Annotated in this window: 20 protein-coding genes and 1 pseudogene; 9 read left to right on the top strand and 12 right to left on the bottom strand. The window is 71.4% G+C overall.

The window, feature by feature from the left end; all coding sequences use genetic code 11:
* Positions 1–313 precede the first annotated feature (313 nt).
* The 3 genes and pseudogenes from ACQ0O7_RS39545 to ACQ0O7_RS39535 all read right to left on the bottom strand — a co-directional run.
* Positions 314–640 (bottom strand): annotated as a pseudogene (locus ACQ0O7_RS39545) (biotin/lipoyl-containing protein); the annotation flags it as partial.
* An 11-nt stretch (positions 641–651) separates the two neighbouring features.
* A complete protein-coding gene (locus tag ACQ0O7_RS39540) occupies positions 652–1,635 on the bottom strand; it encodes an alpha-ketoacid dehydrogenase subunit beta (RefSeq protein WP_430790561.1) in 984 nt (327 codons plus the stop codon).
* On the bottom strand, positions 1,628–2,710 hold the full coding sequence (locus ACQ0O7_RS39535; RefSeq protein ID WP_430790559.1) for a thiamine pyrophosphate-dependent enzyme: 1,083 nt from the start codon (positions 2,708–2,710) through the stop codon (positions 1,628–1,630). The genes ACQ0O7_RS39540 and ACQ0O7_RS39535 overlap by 8 nt, the downstream gene beginning before the upstream one ends.
* Before the next feature lie 112 nt (positions 2,711–2,822).
* On the opposite strand from ACQ0O7_RS39535, the gene ACQ0O7_RS39530 reads away from it, so the two are divergent.
* Genes ACQ0O7_RS39530 through ACQ0O7_RS39520 form a run of 3 tightly spaced genes read left to right on the top strand, consistent with a single transcriptional unit; the run spans position 2,823 to position 5,504 of the window.
* Positions 2,823–3,287: an Lrp/AsnC family transcriptional regulator gene (locus tag ACQ0O7_RS39530; protein ID WP_430790557.1), complete on the top strand. Its 465-nt coding sequence runs from the start codon at positions 2,823–2,825 to the stop codon at positions 3,285–3,287.
* A 7-nt stretch (positions 3,288–3,294) separates the two neighbouring features.
* Positions 3,295–4,530 (top strand): PQQ-dependent sugar dehydrogenase, encoded by a 1,236-nt coding sequence (locus ACQ0O7_RS39525; RefSeq protein ID WP_430790555.1) that lies wholly within the window; start codon positions 3,295–3,297, stop codon positions 4,528–4,530.
* Between the two features lie 59 nt (positions 4,531–4,589).
* Positions 4,590–5,504: an SDR family oxidoreductase gene (locus tag ACQ0O7_RS39520; RefSeq protein WP_430790553.1), complete on the top strand. Its 915-nt coding sequence runs from the start codon at positions 4,590–4,592 to the stop codon at positions 5,502–5,504.
* Here the strand turns inward: ACQ0O7_RS39520 and ACQ0O7_RS39515 are convergent.
* Positions 5,495–6,439, bottom strand: a complete 945-nt coding sequence (locus tag ACQ0O7_RS39515) for a helix-turn-helix transcriptional regulator (RefSeq protein ID WP_430790551.1) — start codon at positions 6,437–6,439, stop codon at positions 5,495–5,497. The genes ACQ0O7_RS39520 and ACQ0O7_RS39515 overlap by 10 nt on opposite strands.
* 135 nt (positions 6,440–6,574) lie before the next feature.
* Here ACQ0O7_RS39515 and ACQ0O7_RS39510 point away from each other — a divergent pair, with 135 nt between their 5' ends.
* The gene (locus tag ACQ0O7_RS39510) at positions 6,575–7,000 is read left to right on the top strand and encodes an RDD family protein (RefSeq protein WP_430790549.1); all 426 of its coding nucleotides are present in this window, start codon (positions 6,575–6,577) and stop codon (positions 6,998–7,000) included.
* Here the strand turns inward: ACQ0O7_RS39510 and ACQ0O7_RS39505 are convergent.
* The 3 genes from ACQ0O7_RS39505 to ACQ0O7_RS39495 are packed head-to-tail and all read right to left on the bottom strand — an operon-like array spanning position 6,988 to position 8,836.
* Complete coding sequence (locus tag ACQ0O7_RS39505; RefSeq protein WP_430790547.1) at positions 6,988–7,590, bottom strand: flavodoxin family protein; 603 nt, start codon at positions 7,588–7,590, stop codon at positions 6,988–6,990. The two genes, ACQ0O7_RS39510 and ACQ0O7_RS39505, sit on opposite strands and share 13 nt — an antisense overlap.
* Before the next feature lie 2 nt (positions 7,591–7,592).
* On the bottom strand, positions 7,593–8,390 hold the full coding sequence (locus ACQ0O7_RS39500; protein WP_430790545.1) for an SDR family NAD(P)-dependent oxidoreductase: 798 nt from the start codon (positions 8,388–8,390) through the stop codon (positions 7,593–7,595).
* 29 nt (positions 8,391–8,419) lie between these two features.
* The gene (locus ACQ0O7_RS39495; RefSeq protein ID WP_430790543.1) at positions 8,420–8,836 is read right to left on the bottom strand and encodes a hypothetical protein; all 417 of its coding nucleotides are present in this window, start codon (positions 8,834–8,836) and stop codon (positions 8,420–8,422) included.
* A 130-nt stretch (positions 8,837–8,966) separates the two neighbouring features.
* On the opposite strand from ACQ0O7_RS39495, the gene ACQ0O7_RS39490 reads away from it, so the two are divergent.
* Together ACQ0O7_RS39490 and ACQ0O7_RS39485 are read left to right on the top strand one after the other, a co-directional pair.
* Positions 8,967–9,101 carry a hypothetical protein gene (locus ACQ0O7_RS39490; protein ID WP_430790541.1) on the top strand — a complete coding sequence of 45 codons (135 nt, stop codon included), beginning with the start codon at positions 8,967–8,969 and terminating at the stop codon, positions 9,099–9,101.
* Positions 9,098–9,904 carry an MBL fold metallo-hydrolase gene (locus tag ACQ0O7_RS39485; RefSeq protein WP_430790539.1) on the top strand — a complete coding sequence of 269 codons (807 nt, stop codon included), beginning with the start codon at positions 9,098–9,100 and terminating at the stop codon, positions 9,902–9,904. Before ACQ0O7_RS39490 ends, ACQ0O7_RS39485 begins: the two co-directional genes overlap by 4 nt.
* Here ACQ0O7_RS39485 and ACQ0O7_RS39480 read toward each other — a convergent pair.
* From ACQ0O7_RS39480 to ACQ0O7_RS39465, 4 genes are all read right to left on the bottom strand, one after another.
* Positions 9,870–11,024, bottom strand: coding sequence for a sigma-70 family RNA polymerase sigma factor (locus ACQ0O7_RS39480; protein WP_430790537.1), 1,155 nt, complete (start codon positions 11,022–11,024; stop codon positions 9,870–9,872). The genes ACQ0O7_RS39485 and ACQ0O7_RS39480 overlap by 35 nt on opposite strands.
* A 93-nt stretch (positions 11,025–11,117) precedes the next feature.
* Positions 11,118–12,029: a hypothetical protein gene (locus ACQ0O7_RS39475; protein ID WP_430790535.1), complete on the bottom strand. Its 912-nt coding sequence runs from the start codon at positions 12,027–12,029 to the stop codon at positions 11,118–11,120.
* A 42-nt stretch (positions 12,030–12,071) separates the two neighbouring features.
* Entirely contained in the window at positions 12,072–12,515 is a 444-nt protein-coding gene (locus tag ACQ0O7_RS39470; RefSeq protein WP_430790533.1) for a hypothetical protein, read from the bottom strand.
* A gap of 7 nt (positions 12,516–12,522) precedes the next feature.
* The gene (locus ACQ0O7_RS39465; protein ID WP_430790531.1) at positions 12,523–12,981 is read right to left on the bottom strand and encodes a DUF4383 domain-containing protein; all 459 of its coding nucleotides are present in this window, start codon (positions 12,979–12,981) and stop codon (positions 12,523–12,525) included.
* A gap of 121 nt (positions 12,982–13,102) precedes the next feature.
* Here ACQ0O7_RS39465 and ACQ0O7_RS39460 point away from each other — a divergent pair, with 121 nt between their 5' ends.
* The 3 genes from ACQ0O7_RS39460 (at position 13,103) to ACQ0O7_RS39450 (ending at position 15,349) form a co-directional block, all read left to right on the top strand.
* The gene (locus ACQ0O7_RS39460) at positions 13,103–13,840 is read left to right on the top strand and encodes an STAS domain-containing protein (RefSeq protein ID WP_430790529.1); all 738 of its coding nucleotides are present in this window, start codon (positions 13,103–13,105) and stop codon (positions 13,838–13,840) included.
* Positions 13,841–13,883: 43 nt separating this feature from the next.
* On the top strand, positions 13,884–14,105 hold the full coding sequence (locus tag ACQ0O7_RS39455) for a hypothetical protein (protein WP_430790527.1): 222 nt from the start codon (positions 13,884–13,886) through the stop codon (positions 14,103–14,105).
* Between the two features lie 221 nt (positions 14,106–14,326).
* Positions 14,327–15,349, top strand: a complete 1,023-nt coding sequence (locus ACQ0O7_RS39450) for a chemotaxis protein CheB (protein WP_430790525.1) — start codon at positions 14,327–14,329, stop codon at positions 15,347–15,349.
* On the opposite strand, the gene ACQ0O7_RS39445 is transcribed toward ACQ0O7_RS39450, so the two are convergent.
* A complete protein-coding gene (locus ACQ0O7_RS39445) occupies positions 15,330–16,247 on the bottom strand; it encodes a manganese catalase family protein (RefSeq protein ID WP_430790523.1) in 918 nt (305 codons plus the stop codon). The two genes, ACQ0O7_RS39450 and ACQ0O7_RS39445, sit on opposite strands and share 20 nt — an antisense overlap.
* Between the last annotated feature and the right edge of the window lie 98 nt (positions 16,248–16,345).

The raw sequence follows: 16,345 nt of genomic DNA, 5'->3' as shown, positions 1-16,345 counted from the left end.
CCGGCGCGGTGATTGGTGAGCTCGCGATTTGACGAGTGGGAGACGGAACGTTCTGGCCGGGGGTTGGCGGTGGGGCGGCGGGCTGGGGGTTGGGAGACGGAACGTTCTGCCCAGGGGGCGCCGGTGAGGCGGCGGGTCGGCCGTGGATAGACGGAACGTTCTGTTCGGGGGCGGCGGGCGAACCGGTAGGCGTGGGAGTGGACCGGGAGCGCGGGCGACGATGGCGTACCGCTGCCTTCTCGGGGGTTGTGCCGTAACCGACCAGAACGTTTCCGGAACCGGTGGTGTCGGGGGACGCGACGGTCAGCAGGGGAGCGCCCACGTCGAGGGTCGTCCCTTCCGGGGCGTGGCGGGTGGCCACCCGGCCGGCGTGCGGGGACGGTACCTCGACAACCGCCTTGGCGGTCTCCACCTCGACCACCGGCTGGTCCACTTCGATCAGATCACCCTCGGCCACCAGCCAGCGGACGATCTCCGCCTCGGTCAAACCTTCACCCAGATCGGGAAGGAGAAAGGTCTGCCCGGCATCGGGCCGCGGGGCCGCGGAAGTGGGGGCGGCGGAAGAGGGGGGAGTGAGGGCAGGGGCAGGCGAGGGAACAGGGGCGGGAGATGCCGGCGCGGGGGACGGTGGCGGCGGCATCGGGGAGGTGGTCACGCGTACTCCCATTGCAGATCGTCGACCGTGTCGAGGATGCGGTCCACCGACGGGAGGTGGAGGTGTTCGAGTTTCGGCGGCGGATAGGGGATGTCGAAACCGGTCACCCGGCGGATCGGGGCGTGCAGGGAGTGGAAGCAGCGTTCGGTGACGCGGGCCACCACCTCGGAGGACACGCTGGCGAAACCGGCCGCCTCGGCGATCACCACGGCCCTCCCGGTGGAACGGACGGCCGCGCACACCGTCTCGTCGTCGAACGGGACGATCGAGCGCAGATCCACCACCTGCAGGCTGCGGCCCTCCTGGGCGGCGGCCTCGGCGGCCTCCAGCGCGACCGGCACCGCGGGACCGTAAGCGATCAGGGTGGCGTCGGTTCCGGGCCGGCGGATCACCGCCTTGCCGATCGGCGGTACGGGGGTGTCCAGGTCGGCTTCGGCGCGGGCGAAGTACAGCTTCTTCGGTTCCAGGAAGACCACCGGGTCGGGTGACGCGATGGCGTGCCGCAGCAGCCCGTACGCGTCGGCCGGCCCGGACGGGGCGACCACGTGCAGACCGGGCGTGTGCGCGTAGTAGGCCTCGGACGAGTCGCAGTGGTGTTCGACGCCGCCGATGCCGCCCGCGTACGGCACCCGGATCACCAACGGCAGGGTGACCCGGCCGCGGGTGCGGTTGCGCATCTTCGCGGCGTGGCTGATCAGCTGCTCGAACGCCGGGTAGGCGAACGCGTCGAACTGCATCTCGACGATCGGGCGCATGCCGTTCATGGCCATTCCGATCGCCATGCCGAGGATGCCGGATTCGGCGAGCGGGGTGTCGAAGCAGCGCTGGTCGCCGAATTCGGCGGTGAGGCCGTCGGTGATCCGGAAGACGCCGCCGAGCGGGCCGACGTCCTCGCCGAACATCACCACGGTCGGGTCGGCGCGCATGGCGTCGCGCAGGGCCCGGTTCAGGGCGTGGGCCATGGTCGGTTTCTCAGACATCGCGGGCCGCCTCGTCGGCGACGAGCGCCTGCTGGTCACGCAACTGGGGGGTGGGCTCGGCGTACACGTACGCGAAAAGGTCCCGGTAGTCGGTGACCGGTTCCTCGTTCAGGCCGGTGCGCATCCGCTCGGCGATCAGTGAGGCTCGGTCCGCGTACTCGATGTCGGTGTCGTCGTCGAGCAGACCGCGGGCCCGCAGGAACGCCGCCAACCGCGTGATCGGGTCCTTGGCCAGCCACGGCGTGACCTCGTCGGATGATCGGTATCGGCCAGGGTCGTCGGCGTTGGTGTGCGCCTGCACGCGGTAGGTGTGCGCTTCGACCAACTGCGGGCCCGCACCGGCGCGGGCCCGGGCGACCGCACCGCCGAGCACGCTGAGCAGGGCGGCGACGTCGTTGCCGTCGACCCTTTCGCCGGGAATGCCGTAGCCGACGCCCTTGTGCGCGAGTGACGGCGCGGCGGTCTGGCGGTGCAGCGGCACCGAGATGGCGTACTCGTTGTTCTGAACGAAAAAGACGACTGGGGTACGGAACACCGCGGCGAAGTTGAGTGCCTCATGGAAATCGCCCTCGCTGGTGGCGCCGTCGCCGCAGAGCGCCATGACGACGGTCGGTTCGCCGCGCAGCCGGGCCGCGTGGGCCACCCCGACCGCGTGCAGCAGGTGGGTGGCCAGGGGCGTGGCCTGCGGCGCGACCATCCTGTCGTACGGGTCGTAACCACTGTGCCAGTCACCGCGCAGCAGGGTGAGGGCCTGCACCGGGTCGACGCCGCGGGCCACGATCGCCGCGGTGTCGCGGTAGGTGGGGAACAGCCAGTCACCGTCGTCGAGCACCTGCACGCAGGCGACCTGGCAGGCTTCCTGGCCGTGCGACGACGGGTAGACCGCGAGCCGGCCCTGCCGGACCAGGGCGCTGGCCTGGTCGTTGAGGCGACGAGCGGAGATCAGTGCAGCGTACGCGTGGATGAGTGCCTGCGGGTCGGGCATGTCCTGGCCGACGGGAACGGGGTGGCCGTCCGGGTCGATGAGCGTCACCGGCTCCGTGGACGGCAGCAGGAGAGCTGCGTCACGTGTCATGCAGGGATTGTGTCCAGCGCGCCAATCGAACACCATAGGTGGCCGAAGAACGAGATATCTGTTCGCATTCCGGCCCGTGTGGTGGCCGATCGTCCAACGTGACAGGGGAACGATGGGGCTCGACGATACCGATCGGCTGATTCTCGACGCGCTGACCGCGGACGGCCGGATGTCGATGCGGACCCTTGCCGAGACGTTGCACATCTCGCGGGCCAACGCGTACGCCCGGGTCGCCCGCCTGCAGCAGACCGGGGTGATCCGCGGCTTCCACGCCGACGTCGATCCGGTCGCCGCCGGGCTGACCACCGCCGCGTACGTCACGGTCAACCTGCATCAAGCCGACTGGCGTGAGGTTCTGGGCCGGCTGCGGGCGCTGCCCGGGGTGGTGCACATCGGGCTCGTCGGCGGTGACTTCGACGTGATCCTGCTGGTCCGGGTGGCCGACAACACCGAGCTGCGGCGGCTGGTGCTGGACGAGATCCAGGGGATGCCGGGGGTGAACAGCACCCGGACGCTGCTGCTGTTCGAGGAGTCGACACCGGTCCGTCGGGTAGAAAGGCACGGTGCGGATGATTAGGTGCGGTTTGGCGGCTCTGCTTCTGGTCGGCCTGGCCGGGTGTTCGGCACCCGACGAGGCCGGCGCCTCGCCCGAGGAGAAGGCCGCGGTCGTGTCGCCGCCGGCCGGGCTGGCGCCGACGGTGATCGCGGCGACCGGGGAGACGCCGTTCGATCAGGAGCGGACGTTGCAGGCTCCGGCCGGGTGGAAGGTCAGCGTCTGGGCCCGGGTGCCGAGCGCGCGGCTGCTCGCGTGGACGCCCGACGACCGGCTGCTGGTGTCACGGCCCGAATTCGGCGACGTGCTGGCACTCGCCGGCGGGCAGCAGCAGACCCTGATCGAAGGGCTGAACCAGCCGCACGGGCTCGACTTCGACGGCGACACGCTCTACGTGGCCGAGAGTGATCAGGTCAACGCGTACGCGTACCGCAATGGGGTCGTCTCGGACCGCAAGGTCGTGGTGGACGATCTCCCCGACGACAAGAGCCCCGACCTGCGCGGGAAGTATTCACACGCGCTGAAGAGCGTGGCGATCGGCGACGACGGCGCGATCTACGTGTCGGTCGGCTCGACCGGCAACATCTCGGTCGAGGACCGGGCGGCCAGCCCCGAGCGGGCGACGATCCTGCGGGCACCCAAGGGTGGCGGCGAGCCGTCCGTCTACGCGCGGGGCGTCCGCAACGGCACCGGGCTCGCCGTCGACCCGGACGGTCACGTGTGGACGGCCGTCAACCATCGCGACAACGTCGCCGACCCGAACGGTGACGTCGAGCAGTCGTACGTCAACGACCACCCGATGGAACAGCTGGCCCGGCTGACCGAGGGCCGCGAACTGGGCTGGCCCTACTGCAACCCGGACCCGCAGCTGGAGCCCACGATCAGCTACAGCGACCGGCCCTTCCTGCGGGACATGCAGACCAACCCGGACGGCACGAAACTCGACTGCGACGCGCTGCCACCGACCGAGCAGGGGATGGGCGCGCACTCGGCCCCGCTCGGCCTGAGCTTCGTCACGCTGCCGTCGCCGGGCGCCCTGGTCGGCATCCACGGCTCGTGGAACCGCAACCCGCCGCGCCCGCCGGAGGTGTCGTTCTACGCGTGGAAGGACGGCACACTCGGCCCGCAGCAGACCGTGCTGACCGGCTTCCAGCTGGAGGACGGCTCCCGCTGGGGCCGCCCGGTGATGGCGGTCCAGGGCCCGGACGGCGCCCTGTACGTCAGCGACGACCACGCCGGCGCCATCTACCGGGTGACCACCGCCTGACCGGGCACGTCGGGAAAGACTGACAATCCGCGTCAGGTTTTGCTGGCAGGGTCGTCCGCATGGAAAAGGATCTGGCAGGAAAGGTCGCGCTGGTGGCCGGGGCGACACGTGGGGCCGGGCGGCAGGTCGCCGTGCAGCTCGGGGCGCGCGGCGCGACCGTCTACGCGACCGGGCGCACCACCCGGGACAAACGGTCGGAGATGGACCGGCCGGAGACGATCGAGGAGACCGCCGAGCTCGTCACCGCGGCCGGTGGGGTCGGCATCGCGGTCCCGGCCGACCACCTGGACGCTGATCAGGTGCGGACACTGGTCGAGCGGATCGACACCGAGCACGGCCGTCTCGACGTGCTCGTCAACGACATCTGGGGTGGTGAGCTGCTGTTCAGCTGGGACGCCAAACTGTGGGAACACGACCTGGACAAAGGGCTGCGGATTCTCCGGCTCGCCATTGACACGCACATCGTGACGAGCCATTTCGCGTTGCCGTTGTTGATTCGCACGCCGGGTGGGCTGGTCGTCGAGATGACCGACGGCACCGCCGAATACAACGCCGGCAACTATCGGGTCTCGTTCTTCTACGATCTGGCCAAATCCTCGGTGCTGCGGATGGCTTTCGCACAATCCAAGGAGCTTGCGCCGTACGGCGGAACGGCTGTCGCCCTGACCCCCGGCTGGCTGCGCTCGGAGTTGATGCTGGAGCACTACGGCGTCACCGAGGACAACTGGCGCGACGCGTGCACGGCCGAGCCGCACTTCGCCATCTCGGAGACACCCGCCTATGTCGGCCGGGCGGTGGCCGCGCTCGCCGCTGATCCGGACCGGTCACGCTGGAACGGCCAGTCACTGTCGAGTGGACAGCTCGCCCAGGTGTACGGCTTCACCGATGTCGACGGCAGCCGGCCCGACGCGTGGCGTTATGTGGTCGAAGTGCAGGACGCCGGGAAACCGGCCGACGTCACCGGCTACCGCTGATAGTGCTCGTGGAGTCGTGGCGCGGCGGCCCGCATCCGCTCGCGCAACGGCTCCGGCGACAGCACCTCGGCCTCCGGCCCCAGACGAAGCAGCTGGTCATAGGCGACTTCCAGAGATTCGAGCGGCAGCCGTACGACAATCCGCCCTTGATCGTCAGGGGTTGACGCGGTGGCCTCCGCGGCCTGCACCGCGGGCGGCTCCACCGCGAACCGCAGCGCCCGCATCCCGTCCGCGCTCAACCGCACCGTCACCTCGACCGTCGCCAGCTCCCGCTGGAACCGCTCGGACCGCTCCGCCCACACCGCCGCCAGATCGAACGACGCGTCCCGGGCGAACCGCTCACCGTCCGTCTCGACTGACCGGATCCGGTCAACGCGATAGATGCGCGGCTCACCGTCAACCCGCGCGACCAGATACCAGACACCCCCTTTCAAAACGACGCCGTACGGGTGGATCAGGCGCGACACCTCGGCATCCCTGCGCTGGTAGCGCACCGTCACCACCAGGTCCTGCCACACCGCGCCGACCAGATCGGTCAGCATCGGCGGTGGTTCGCCGTGGTGGAACCAGCCCGGCACGTCCAGATGGAACCGCTGGGTGCGCCGCAGCCGCGACGGCAGCGCCTTCAGCGAGGCGCTGTCCAAGAGATCGCTCAGGCCCATGTCACGCACCGGACCGTCCAGCCCGAGCAGGAACAGCGCCTCCGCCTCGGCCTGATTCAATCCGGACAGCCGGGTGCGGTAGCCGTCCACCAGCCGGTACCCGCCGAGCCGGCCCTGCTCGGCGTAGACCGGCACCCCCGCCGCGCTCAGCTCGCCGATGTCGCGGTAGACGGTCCGCTCCGAGACACCCAGCTCGGCGGCCAGTTCGGCGGCGGTCACCGTGCCCCGCGATTGCAGCAGCAGAACCATGGTGAACAAGCGGGACGTACGCATCCCGCCATTCTCCGATCATCCGATCGTTGACACGACGGCCCCGTGAACACATCCATCGACCGACGCGACGAACCGGCCCCGATTGCGAACCTTTATCCAGTCGGCCAGAGCCGATCGACAGCTGAGGAGATGAAGATGAATTACGCGGGATGGTTCACTCGGGTCGTCACCAACACCATCGACGGGCTCGTGTTCCTTCCGGCCGGAATCGCCGGTCTGACAGCGGGTGAGGACAGCCTGATCGCGGTCGGCCTCACCGTGCTGGCGATCGTGCCGTTCGCGTACAACCGCTGGTTCCTGGCCGGCCGCACCGGACAGAGCTGGGGCCGCAAGGTCCTCGGGGTGCGCCTGGTCGGCGCCGACAGCGGGCAGCCGATCGGGGCGGGCCGGGCCGCGGTCCGCGACCTGGCTCACCTGCTCGACACCGCCACCTGCTACCTCGGCTACCTGCTGCCGCTGGTGGTGGCGCGGAAGCAGACGATCGCCGACATGGTCTGCCGCACGGTCGTCGTCAAGGACGCCCCCGCCCCGGCCCCGATCCCGGCCGGTCAGGCCGGATAAGGGGTTCCGGCCAGCAGGCGGGCCACATGGGCGGCGTTGGCGGCCAGCGCCGCGGTGGCCTTGCCCGTGGTGTCCGGTTTCGGGCCGGCGTCCTGGTAGTCGAGACCCTGCATGGCCTCGCCGACCCAATAGGTGCCGCCGGCCGCCGGAATGGTGAAGCCGACGTCGTTGAGGGCCTGGAGCACCTCGGCGGTGACGTGGTGGGCACCGTCCTCGTTGCCCACCACCGCGACCACGCCCACCTTGCCGTACATCGACGGCCGGCCCTGGCCGTCGGTCTCGGACAGTTCGGCGTCCAGCCGCTCCAGGACCATCTTGCAGACGCTGGACGGCTGACCCAGCCAGATCGGCGCCGCGATCACCAGGATGTGCGCGGCCAGGATCTTCTCCCGGATCCGGGGCCAGGCGTCGCCGTCGCCCTCGTCGGTGGAGACACCGAACCGCACGTCATGGTCGACCACGCGGACGAGTTCACCGTCGACGTCATGGTCGGCCAGTGCGGTCAGGACCTCCCGGCCGAGCAGTTCGGAGCTGGACGGGGCGGGCGACTTCCGCAGGGAACAGCCCAGAACCAGAGCCTTCAGCGTCATGATCAGTCCTTTCCCGAGCCGGGCTCGGCCATCCGGCTGTGCATCGCGGCCTTCGCACGGTCCGGCAGCACCTTGCTCGCCACCGCCTGCGCCCGGGTCCCGAGCGAACCGGCCAGGACCTTCTCCTCGCCCTTGAACAGCGCCCGGATGCCCTGCTCGGCGACCTGCGCCGGATCGTCCTTGTCGCTGCTGCCGACCCGGGTGTCGTCCATCTCGGCGCGGTGGAAGAAATTGGTGTCGGTGGGGCCGGGCATCAGCGCGGTCACCGTCACCCCGGTGTCCGCCAACTCGGCCCGCAGCGCCTCGGCGAACGACTGGGTGAACGACTTGGACGCGTTGTAGACGGCCTGGTAGGTGCCCGGCATCATCGACGCGATCGACGAGGTGACCAGCACCCGGCCGGAGCCGCGCGCGACCATCCCGGGCAGCACCCGCTTGGCCAGATGCACCGTCGAGGTCACGTTCACCGCGATCACGTTCAGCTCGTCGGCCAGGTCGGTGCCGCCGACGAACGCGCCGCCGATCCCACGGCCGGCGTTGAGCACCAGCACGTCGACGTCCCGGCCGGTCGCCGCGATCGCCGTCCAGGCGTGCTCCACCCCGGCATAGTCGGCCAGATCCGCGTGCACCGCCGCGACCTGGTTGACGCCGTCGCGGCGCAGACCGGTCGCGGCCTCCTCGATGCCCTCGTCCTCGGCGATGATCAGCAGGTCGTGGCCCTTCCCGGCCAGCTGCCGGGCCAGTTCGTAGCCGATGCCACTGGAGGCGCCGGTGACCACGGCGAAGTCGTTTGTCGTCATGTGTGCCTGCATGCCCGCGAAAATCCGGTCTATTCGCTCGCCGACGCCCACGCCAGCGCGACCGCCGCCACATCCTCGGCCACCGCGCCGGGAACCGCGAAGTCGTGCGCCTCGGCGAAGGACCGCCAGCGGGCACCGGCGTAGGAGGCCCCGGCCGCGGCCAGCCCCGCGACGATCGCCGGCCCGGCCAGGCCCACACCGCGACGGCGGGCGAACATCGCACCGGCGGCGGCCCCCAGCACGACCCGGCCGGCCAGCGGGCCGGGGGAGAGCCGGCTCGGTGCCCGCCGGGACTTGTCGAAGGCCATCTCACCGAGCGCGGCAGTGCCCGCCGCCACCCGGACCCAGCCGCGCTTGCGGATCGCCAGCCGGGCCAGCGGCGTCATGCTGCGGGCGCCGGCCGCGGCGCCGAGGATCGCGGATCGCACCAGAAGTCTGTCGCTCATGGCCGACGGGTGCCCGCGAGGGCCCCGGTCAAACAGCACGGGACGACCCGTGCGGGCCGCGGCCGGGCACCACCGGGCCGGAATCGGTGGGAACACCGTCGGCATGAGAACGGACTCGATGATGCGGACGGTGATCCTCGTACTGTGGCTGGTGGCGCTTCTGGCCGCCGGATCCGGGCCCCGGACCGCCCTGCTGGCTGTGGCGCTCGGGCTGGTCTGGGTGGCGCCGCTGGTGAGGGACCGGTCCCCGCGGGTGGCGGCATGAGCACCGGCGCCGGCGTCACCTTCGTCGGCAACGCCACCGTCCTGCTGCGGCTGGGCGTGTTCACCCTGCTCACCGACCCGGCGTTCGGGGCGGCCGGCAGCCGTGTGCACCTCGGCTACGGCGCCTGGACGCGACGCCTCAAGGACCCGGCGATGGCGTACCGGCAGATGCCCGCCCTTGATCTGGTCCTTCTCTCCCACCTGCACGGTGACCATTTCGACCGGGCGGCCCGTCAGACGCTGCCGCCGGACCTGCCGATCGTCACCACCCCGCAGGCGCAGCGGCGGCTGCGGCGCCGCGGGCGTGCCGTCACCGGGCTGCCCACCTGGGACGCGCGGGAGTGGCGCCGGGACGGGCAGCTGCTGCGGGTCACCGCGCTGCCCGGCCGGCACGGTCCGGGGTTCGCCGACCGGCTGCTGCCGGACGTGATGGGGTCGCTGATCGACTGGGAGGTGGACGGCCAACGGCGGCTACGGCTCTACGTCACCGGCGACACGCTGTACCGCCCGGGTCTCGGAGAGATCCGGGACCGCTGCGGCGAGATCGACGCGATGCTGATCCATCTGGGCGGCACGCGGCTGCTCGGCCTGCTGCTGACCATGGACGGCCGGCAGGGCGCCGACCTGACCGGGCTGATCCGGCCACGCCTGACACTGCCGATCCACTACGACGACTACGCGGTGATGAAGTCACCGCTCGGTGATTTCCTCGACGAGTGCCGGGATCGTTCCCTGACCGGGGTCCGGGCCCTGGAACGCGGCGAGACGGTCAGCCTGACACCAGCATCGGGCCGAGCCCACTGACCGCGGCGATCCGGCGCACCGTCGGGTTGAGGCCGGCCGCGGTCACCGTGACACCGCGGGCCTTCGCCGACTCGTAGACCGCCAGCAGCACCCGGATGCCGGCCGCGTCCAGCAGCGGGACCTCGCCCAGCCGAAGGACCACCCGCTGACCGGCGGGCTGCCGGCAGACCACCTCCAGCAGGGCGGTCCGCAGCCGTCCGGCGTTGTCGCGGTCCACCTCCCCGCTGACCCGGACCTCGGTCACCCGGCCCGACGAGGTCGTCACCGAGATGTCGAAGGGGTCCTGGTCCCGGTCGGCCGACGGCAGCCGGCGTGGCGTCCGGTCGGTCAGCAGGCCCTCGCGCAGCCAGGCCACCGCGCGCCCCAGGACGCGGGAGACCTGCATCTGCGAGATGCCGATCTCCGCCGCGATGTCGGCCTGGGAACGGCCGCCGTAGAAGGTCGCGATCACCACCAGGCGTTCCCGCTGCGGGAGGGCGGCGATCAGGCCGTCGACCGTGATCCGGTCGGCGATCCCCTCCACCCCGGCGTCCACATGGCCGAACAGGTCGCCGAGCGAGGCGTCCCCGTCACCGACCGGCATGTCCAGCGAGAGCGAACGGTATCCGGCCGCGATCACCCGGGCCCGGTCCACGTCGCCGGTGGTGAGGCCGGTCCGCTGTGCCGTCTCCGCGTCGGTGGGCCGCCGGCCGAGTTCGGTGACCAGGTCGCTCTGGTGCCGGGTGACCGCCCGCGACTGCTCCTGCATCGGGCGTGGCACGTGCACGGCCCAGGTGCGGTCACGCAGGTGCCGTTTGAGTTCGCCCAGGATGGTCAGGACGGCGTACGCGGTGAACGAGCCCCGCTCCGGGGCGTACCGGTCGACCACCTTCACCGCGCCCAGACGGGCCACCTGCTCCAGGTCGGCCAGCGGCTCCGGGCCGTGGCGGTACCGGCGGGCCAGGCGGTCGGCCATCGGCATCGCCGCACCGATCATCTCGTCGCGTAACCGGCTCGCCCGTCGGTTGTCGGCGCCGTCACGTGCCCGTGCGTAGCGTTCGGCGATCACGTCCAGGTTCTCCAGCGACGACTCCGGCGGTCCGGCGCCTGCGGGCGTGGTGATCCGTGTTCTCGACGACATGCTCATCTCCCTGCGGTTGACCCCGATTCCACTCTCTGCCCCCGGCGGGCCGCGGGAAACGACATCGGCGGATGGAGAATTGGCACGTACGGGTCAGGCGATCATCAGGCCGGTCAGCGAGCCGTGCCGGGCGAGATGCCGGACCGCCTCGGCGCCGGGGATCAGTTCCGGACGATGGGACGCCACAGCGGCGTGCCGGAGGAAGCCGGTGGCGTGCCCGGGCGCGGCCGGCAGCACCGGGTACCGGCCGGCGAGCAGCCTGTCCACGGTGCCGGTGCGGCGGGCCAGCGCGGCGATCGAACGCCAGTGCGGCAGCGAGGCGAGCCTGTCGTGCGAGATCCCGGGCGGTTCCGGCAGCACACTGATCCGGTCGAACGGGCGGCTGCCGGCAAGCCACAGCTCCGCGGCGGTGGCCGCGGCCCGCGACGACGACTCGCACCAGTACGGCACCATGCCCGCGTCGAGGGCCTGCCACGGATCGGTCATCCGGCCGGTGCCCACCACGGCGTGCGCGTCGCCGTCCCGCGACGGCAGCAGCGCCCGGTACAGGTCGGCGACGGCGGCGCTGAAGGCGTGCGGGTCGGTGTAGAGCATCCGGTGGCCGGTCGACCCGTGCTCCGCGAGGATCCTTCGCAGCTCCGGTTCGAGGCCGGGTTCGCCGCTGGTCTCGGCGTAGCGCCGGGTGACGCCGGTGTCCGGATCGCACCAGTCGCCGCCGCCGATCCGGTGCAGCAGCCGGGCGAAGGCGTCGTTGTCGCCGCTGTGCTCGGCCGGTCCCCAACCGCTGGTCGGCGACCCGATCTGGAAGCCGTAGCCGGGCGGCCCGTCCAGCACCGGCCAGGTCCGCAGGTCACGTATCAGGACACCGACACTGCCCGGTGGCAGGCGAGAACTCAGGAATCGCCGGTACGCGCCGGGCAGCGTCCGCCATCGGACCTGCAGCGACACCGACTTCCCGCACAACGCGGCGCGGAGCACCGGATCGTGCACCTGCCGGACGGTCACCCCCGGATTACCGGCGATGATCCGCTCGGCCAGCCGGCTGCCCTAGGCCATCGCGGACCGCCAGTTGCCCGGGGATCCACCCGGCCACGGGACGGTGACGGTGAACGACGTCGGCAGCCAGGCGGCGCCGCAGGCCACGGCCAGATGCACGGCCGCACCGTGCGGGGAGCCGAGGAACACCGCCGGGTACGAGGAGGCGCGGTGGTGGCCGGCGATCCAAAGGGCCACCGCCTCCGCATCCAGCCGCGCGGCCGTCGCCACCGGCAGTGCGTCCTTGACGGTGTCCGCGGTGAGAGCGGCACGGCGCAGCTTCGCGGGGAGTGCGCCGTGCCGGCCCAGGACCGGAACCCGGCCCAGGACGTCATCCCGGCGACGGCCGGGCGGCACCGCCATGGCCAGCAGGGTGGCGCCGACGCTGTCCGCGCAGATCACCCGCCCGGCACCGGGCGTGATCGCCCGGGCCGGGTTCACGTTCGGATTCGTCACCGTGGGGTCACGGGGTGCCGTGCGGGTTCGCCGTACGGCGGGTGAGGCCCAGCCCGAGGGCGAGCATCCCCAGGCCCAGCCCGAGGTGCAGCCAGTCGTCGGCGCCGTTGAGGGGCACGAAGTTGGCGGCGCTGTCCTCCCCGACGACCAGGCCGTACAGCCAGAGGATCAGGTAGATGACGCCGCCGGCGATCAGGTAGCCGCGGGCGCCGTCCGCGGTCCGGGCCAGCGCCAGCCCGGCGACGCCGAACAGCAGGTGGACGATGTTGTGCAGGATCGACACCTGGAAGACGCCGAACAGATGTGCCTCCGAATGGTGACCCGCGAAGGTCATGTCGCCGTAGTCGGTGGTGAGCCCGGGGATGAAACCGGCCACCCCGACGAGCAGGAAGACAACCGCGACGACCTGAGCTGCGGTACGGACCGGGCTGCGTGTCGTGTCGACGGTATTGCGGTGTGTTGTCATGTCTCTGTCCTTTCTGGAGGGAGCCCGGCTTCCCCACGCCGTCCGGCGTCAAACGGCGGGCCTGCCGGTGCGGTGACCCGGTCACCACCCACCGCTGGTCCCGGCGAGCGACAATGGTGGGGTGTCTGCCATCGAGTGTGATGTCGAGCCGGTCGGGGCGCGTGTCCTGGTGCGCGTCCGGGGGGAGCTGTCGATGGGGTCCTCGCCGGTGGTCCGGACCACCCTGCTCAAATGCCTGGTGGAGCAGCCCGACGCGGTCGTCGTGGACCTGTCCGCGTCGGTGGTGCGCGAGACTGCCGCCCTGTCGGTGTTCCTGGCCGCGGCGCGGCAGGCCGCACTGTGGCCGGGCATTCCCCTGATGCTGGCCGGTCCCGGCCCGGAGCTGGCCGAGATGATCGGTCAGGGGTATGGGCGGCTGGCGGTGTTCGGGTCGGTGCCGGAGGCGCTGAGCGCGCCGGTGCGGCAGCAGACACCGACCATCAAGGATGTCCTCCTGCCGGCCCCGGGCGCCGCCCGGCACGCCCGTGCGCTGATCACCGAGGGCTGCCTGCGGTGGGAGTTGCCGCATCTGATCGGCCCGGCCAGCGTGGTGGCCGGCGAGCTGGTCACCAACGCGGTCGTGCACGCCGGGACGATGGTCGACCTGCGGCTGTCGCTGGGCCGCCGCTACCTGATCGTGGCGGTCCGGGACGGCAGCGGCGAGGTGCCGGTGTTGCCGCCGCCGGACGGTGATCCGGAGGGCCCGGCCGGGCTGCGGCTGGTGGCGGCGATGGCCCACCGGTGGGGCACCCTGCCGGCGCACGGCGGAAAGGTCGTCTGGGCGACATTGCCGCGGAAACGGCCTCCGGAGGACGTTTGACCGCCCCACCGAAGGTCACTCCACTGTAGTCATCATGTGACGGATGACCTGCCAGGAGGACGGAATGCTGACCCCGCTCACCGTGAGCCGAAGTGACGACGGGATGGGCACGCACCGGCTGCTGGTCGCGGGTGAACTGGACGAGGACACCAGCGACGACCTGGCCGGGCAGTTGGAGAGCGCCGCTGGTCAGTTCGACGTGATCGAGGTCGTGGTGGACCTGCGGCAGGTCCGGTTCCTGGCTGCCGGCGGGTCCGCGCCCTGATCCGCGGGCGTAAGGCCGCCGACCTGATGGGGCGGACGTTCCGGGTGGTCAACGCTACCTGCATCGTCTACCAGGTGCTCCGCATCAGCGGGGTGCACCGGATCCTGGCCGTCACCATCGAACCCGACGTTCCGGCCACCTGACCGACCGGTCGCCCGATCCGGCGTTTACCGGCCCCGCAGGCGGGAATCCGGCCCGCCGAAGAGGAGAGGCGGGCGGCTGTGACACGTCGCGATGTGGTCGTGATCGGCGGTTCCGCGGGCTCCCACCAGCCGTTGCGGCAGATACTGGCGCGGTTGCCGGCCGATCTGCCGGCCGTGGTGCTGGTGGTCCTGCACGTGGCGCCCGGCGCGCGGGCCACCCTGGCCGACTCGCTGGCCTCGGCGTGCGCGCTGCCGGTGTCGAGCGCGGCCGACGGCGCCCGGCTGGAACCGGGCCGGGTGCACGTGGCGGTACCGGACCGGCACCTGCTCGTCGACGAGGGCGAGACCCTGCGGCTCAGTGACGGCCCGCGGCAGAACCGGGTGCGCCCGGCGGTGGACGCGCTGTTCCGGTCGGCCGCCCGGTGGTACGGGCCACGGGTCGCCGGTGTGGTGCTGTCCGGCAGCCTGGACGACGGATCAGCGGGTCTGGCCGCGATCGCCGCCGACGGCGGGGCGGCCCTGGTGCAGGATCCCGCGGAGGCCAGGTTCCCGGGCATGCCGACGGCCGCTCTCCAGGTGGTCCCGGATGCGGTGATCGCCTCGGGAATCGGCCTCGGGGACACCGTCGCGGCGATCGCGGGCCGCTCCACGGCGGCCGGGAGCGGCCCGCCGACACCGCTGATCTGGGAGACGGACATGCTTGCGTACGGGACCTCGGACGTCACCGACCGGGGGGAGGCCGCCGGGCTCGGCTGCCCGGAGTGCAGCGGCGGCATGTACGTGGTGCGTACCGGCCGGGCCGCCCACTACGTCTGCCACGTGGGCCACTCGTATTCGCCGCACACGTTGCTCGCCGTCCGTGACGACAACGTGGAGGAGGCGCTCTGGACCGCGGTGAGCGCGCTCCAGGAGAAGGTCATGCTCCTCGACGAGCTGACCGGTCAGGCCGAGCAGGCCGGTGACACCGCGACCGCCGCCACCCACCGGGCCGCCGCCGAGCGGGCCACCCGGGCGGCGAGCGTGTTGCAGGGGCAGGTGAGCCGATCGAGCCGGGCCACCGGGCCCGGCTCGGATCGTACGGCTAATCGATCGCGTCCTTGATCTTGTTGACGACGTTGGCGACACCCTGACCGGTGGCTCCGGCCCCGGTGCCCGGTGTGCCCTTGCCCATCGCGCCGTCGTAGGTGACGAACAGGTTCGGGTCCGGTGCCGGGCCGAGCGGACGGTCGTCGGTGAGCGGCTGGGCGTCCGGCACGTACACGATCTCGTCCTTGCCGTTGAGTGTCGGCCCGTTCGCCCACCGGCCCTCACCGGCCCGGCTGGCCGGGTCGAAGCTGTAGAACGTGTGGTTGGCCTCGGGGTGCTCGAACTCGGCGTTGGAGTCCTCGATGCCGGTCTCGGTGAAACCGTCCTGGATCAGCTGCTCGATGCCGAGCAGCCACTGCTGCTGGTGGTACGTGTCACGGGCCAGGTTGAACTGGAGCATCTCCTTGACCCCGCGGTCGTCGGTCATGTTGTAGACCCGGCTGGTCATCAGCCGGCTCTGCGCCTCGGCGGCCACGTTGGACCGGAAGTCGGAGAGCAGGTTGCCGCTGGCGATGATGTAACCGGCGTTCCACGGCACCCCGGCGGCGTCCCGGGGCAGTGCGCCGCCACCGGTGACGATGGCGTGCTGGAAGTTCATGCCGCCCATCACCGCGCCGAGCAGCGGGTTGGCCGCCACCGCCTTGTTGGTGGCCTCGCTGGGCGCGGCCTCCAGCAGCCGGGCGAGCATGGTGGTGAGCATCTCGACGTGACCGATCTCCTCGGTCGCGATGTCCATGATCATGTCCTTGTACTTGCCGGGCACGCGGCACGACCAGCCCTGCCACAGGTACTGCATCATCACGGTCATCTCACCGAACTGGCCCCCGACCAGCTCCTGCATCTTGGCCGCGAGCACCGCGTCCGGCTTCTCCGGCTTGGCCTGGAACTGCAGGTAGTCGACGTGCTTGAACATCACGTGCTCCTCTCGGTGCGGTGGTGTCGTACACCGTTGCGGCTACCCGGTGCGGTGACCTGATGAGGCCGGCCGAGGCCCGGCCGGGCCGTGGTGCC

This window comes from Actinoplanes sp. G11-F43 (assembly GCF_050589265.1).
Lineage (GTDB): Bacteria > Actinomycetota > Actinomycetes > Mycobacteriales > Micromonosporaceae > Actinoplanes.
The sequence above is the reverse complement of the archived record's forward strand: the minus strand, read 5'-3'. Positions and strand labels throughout refer to the sequence as shown.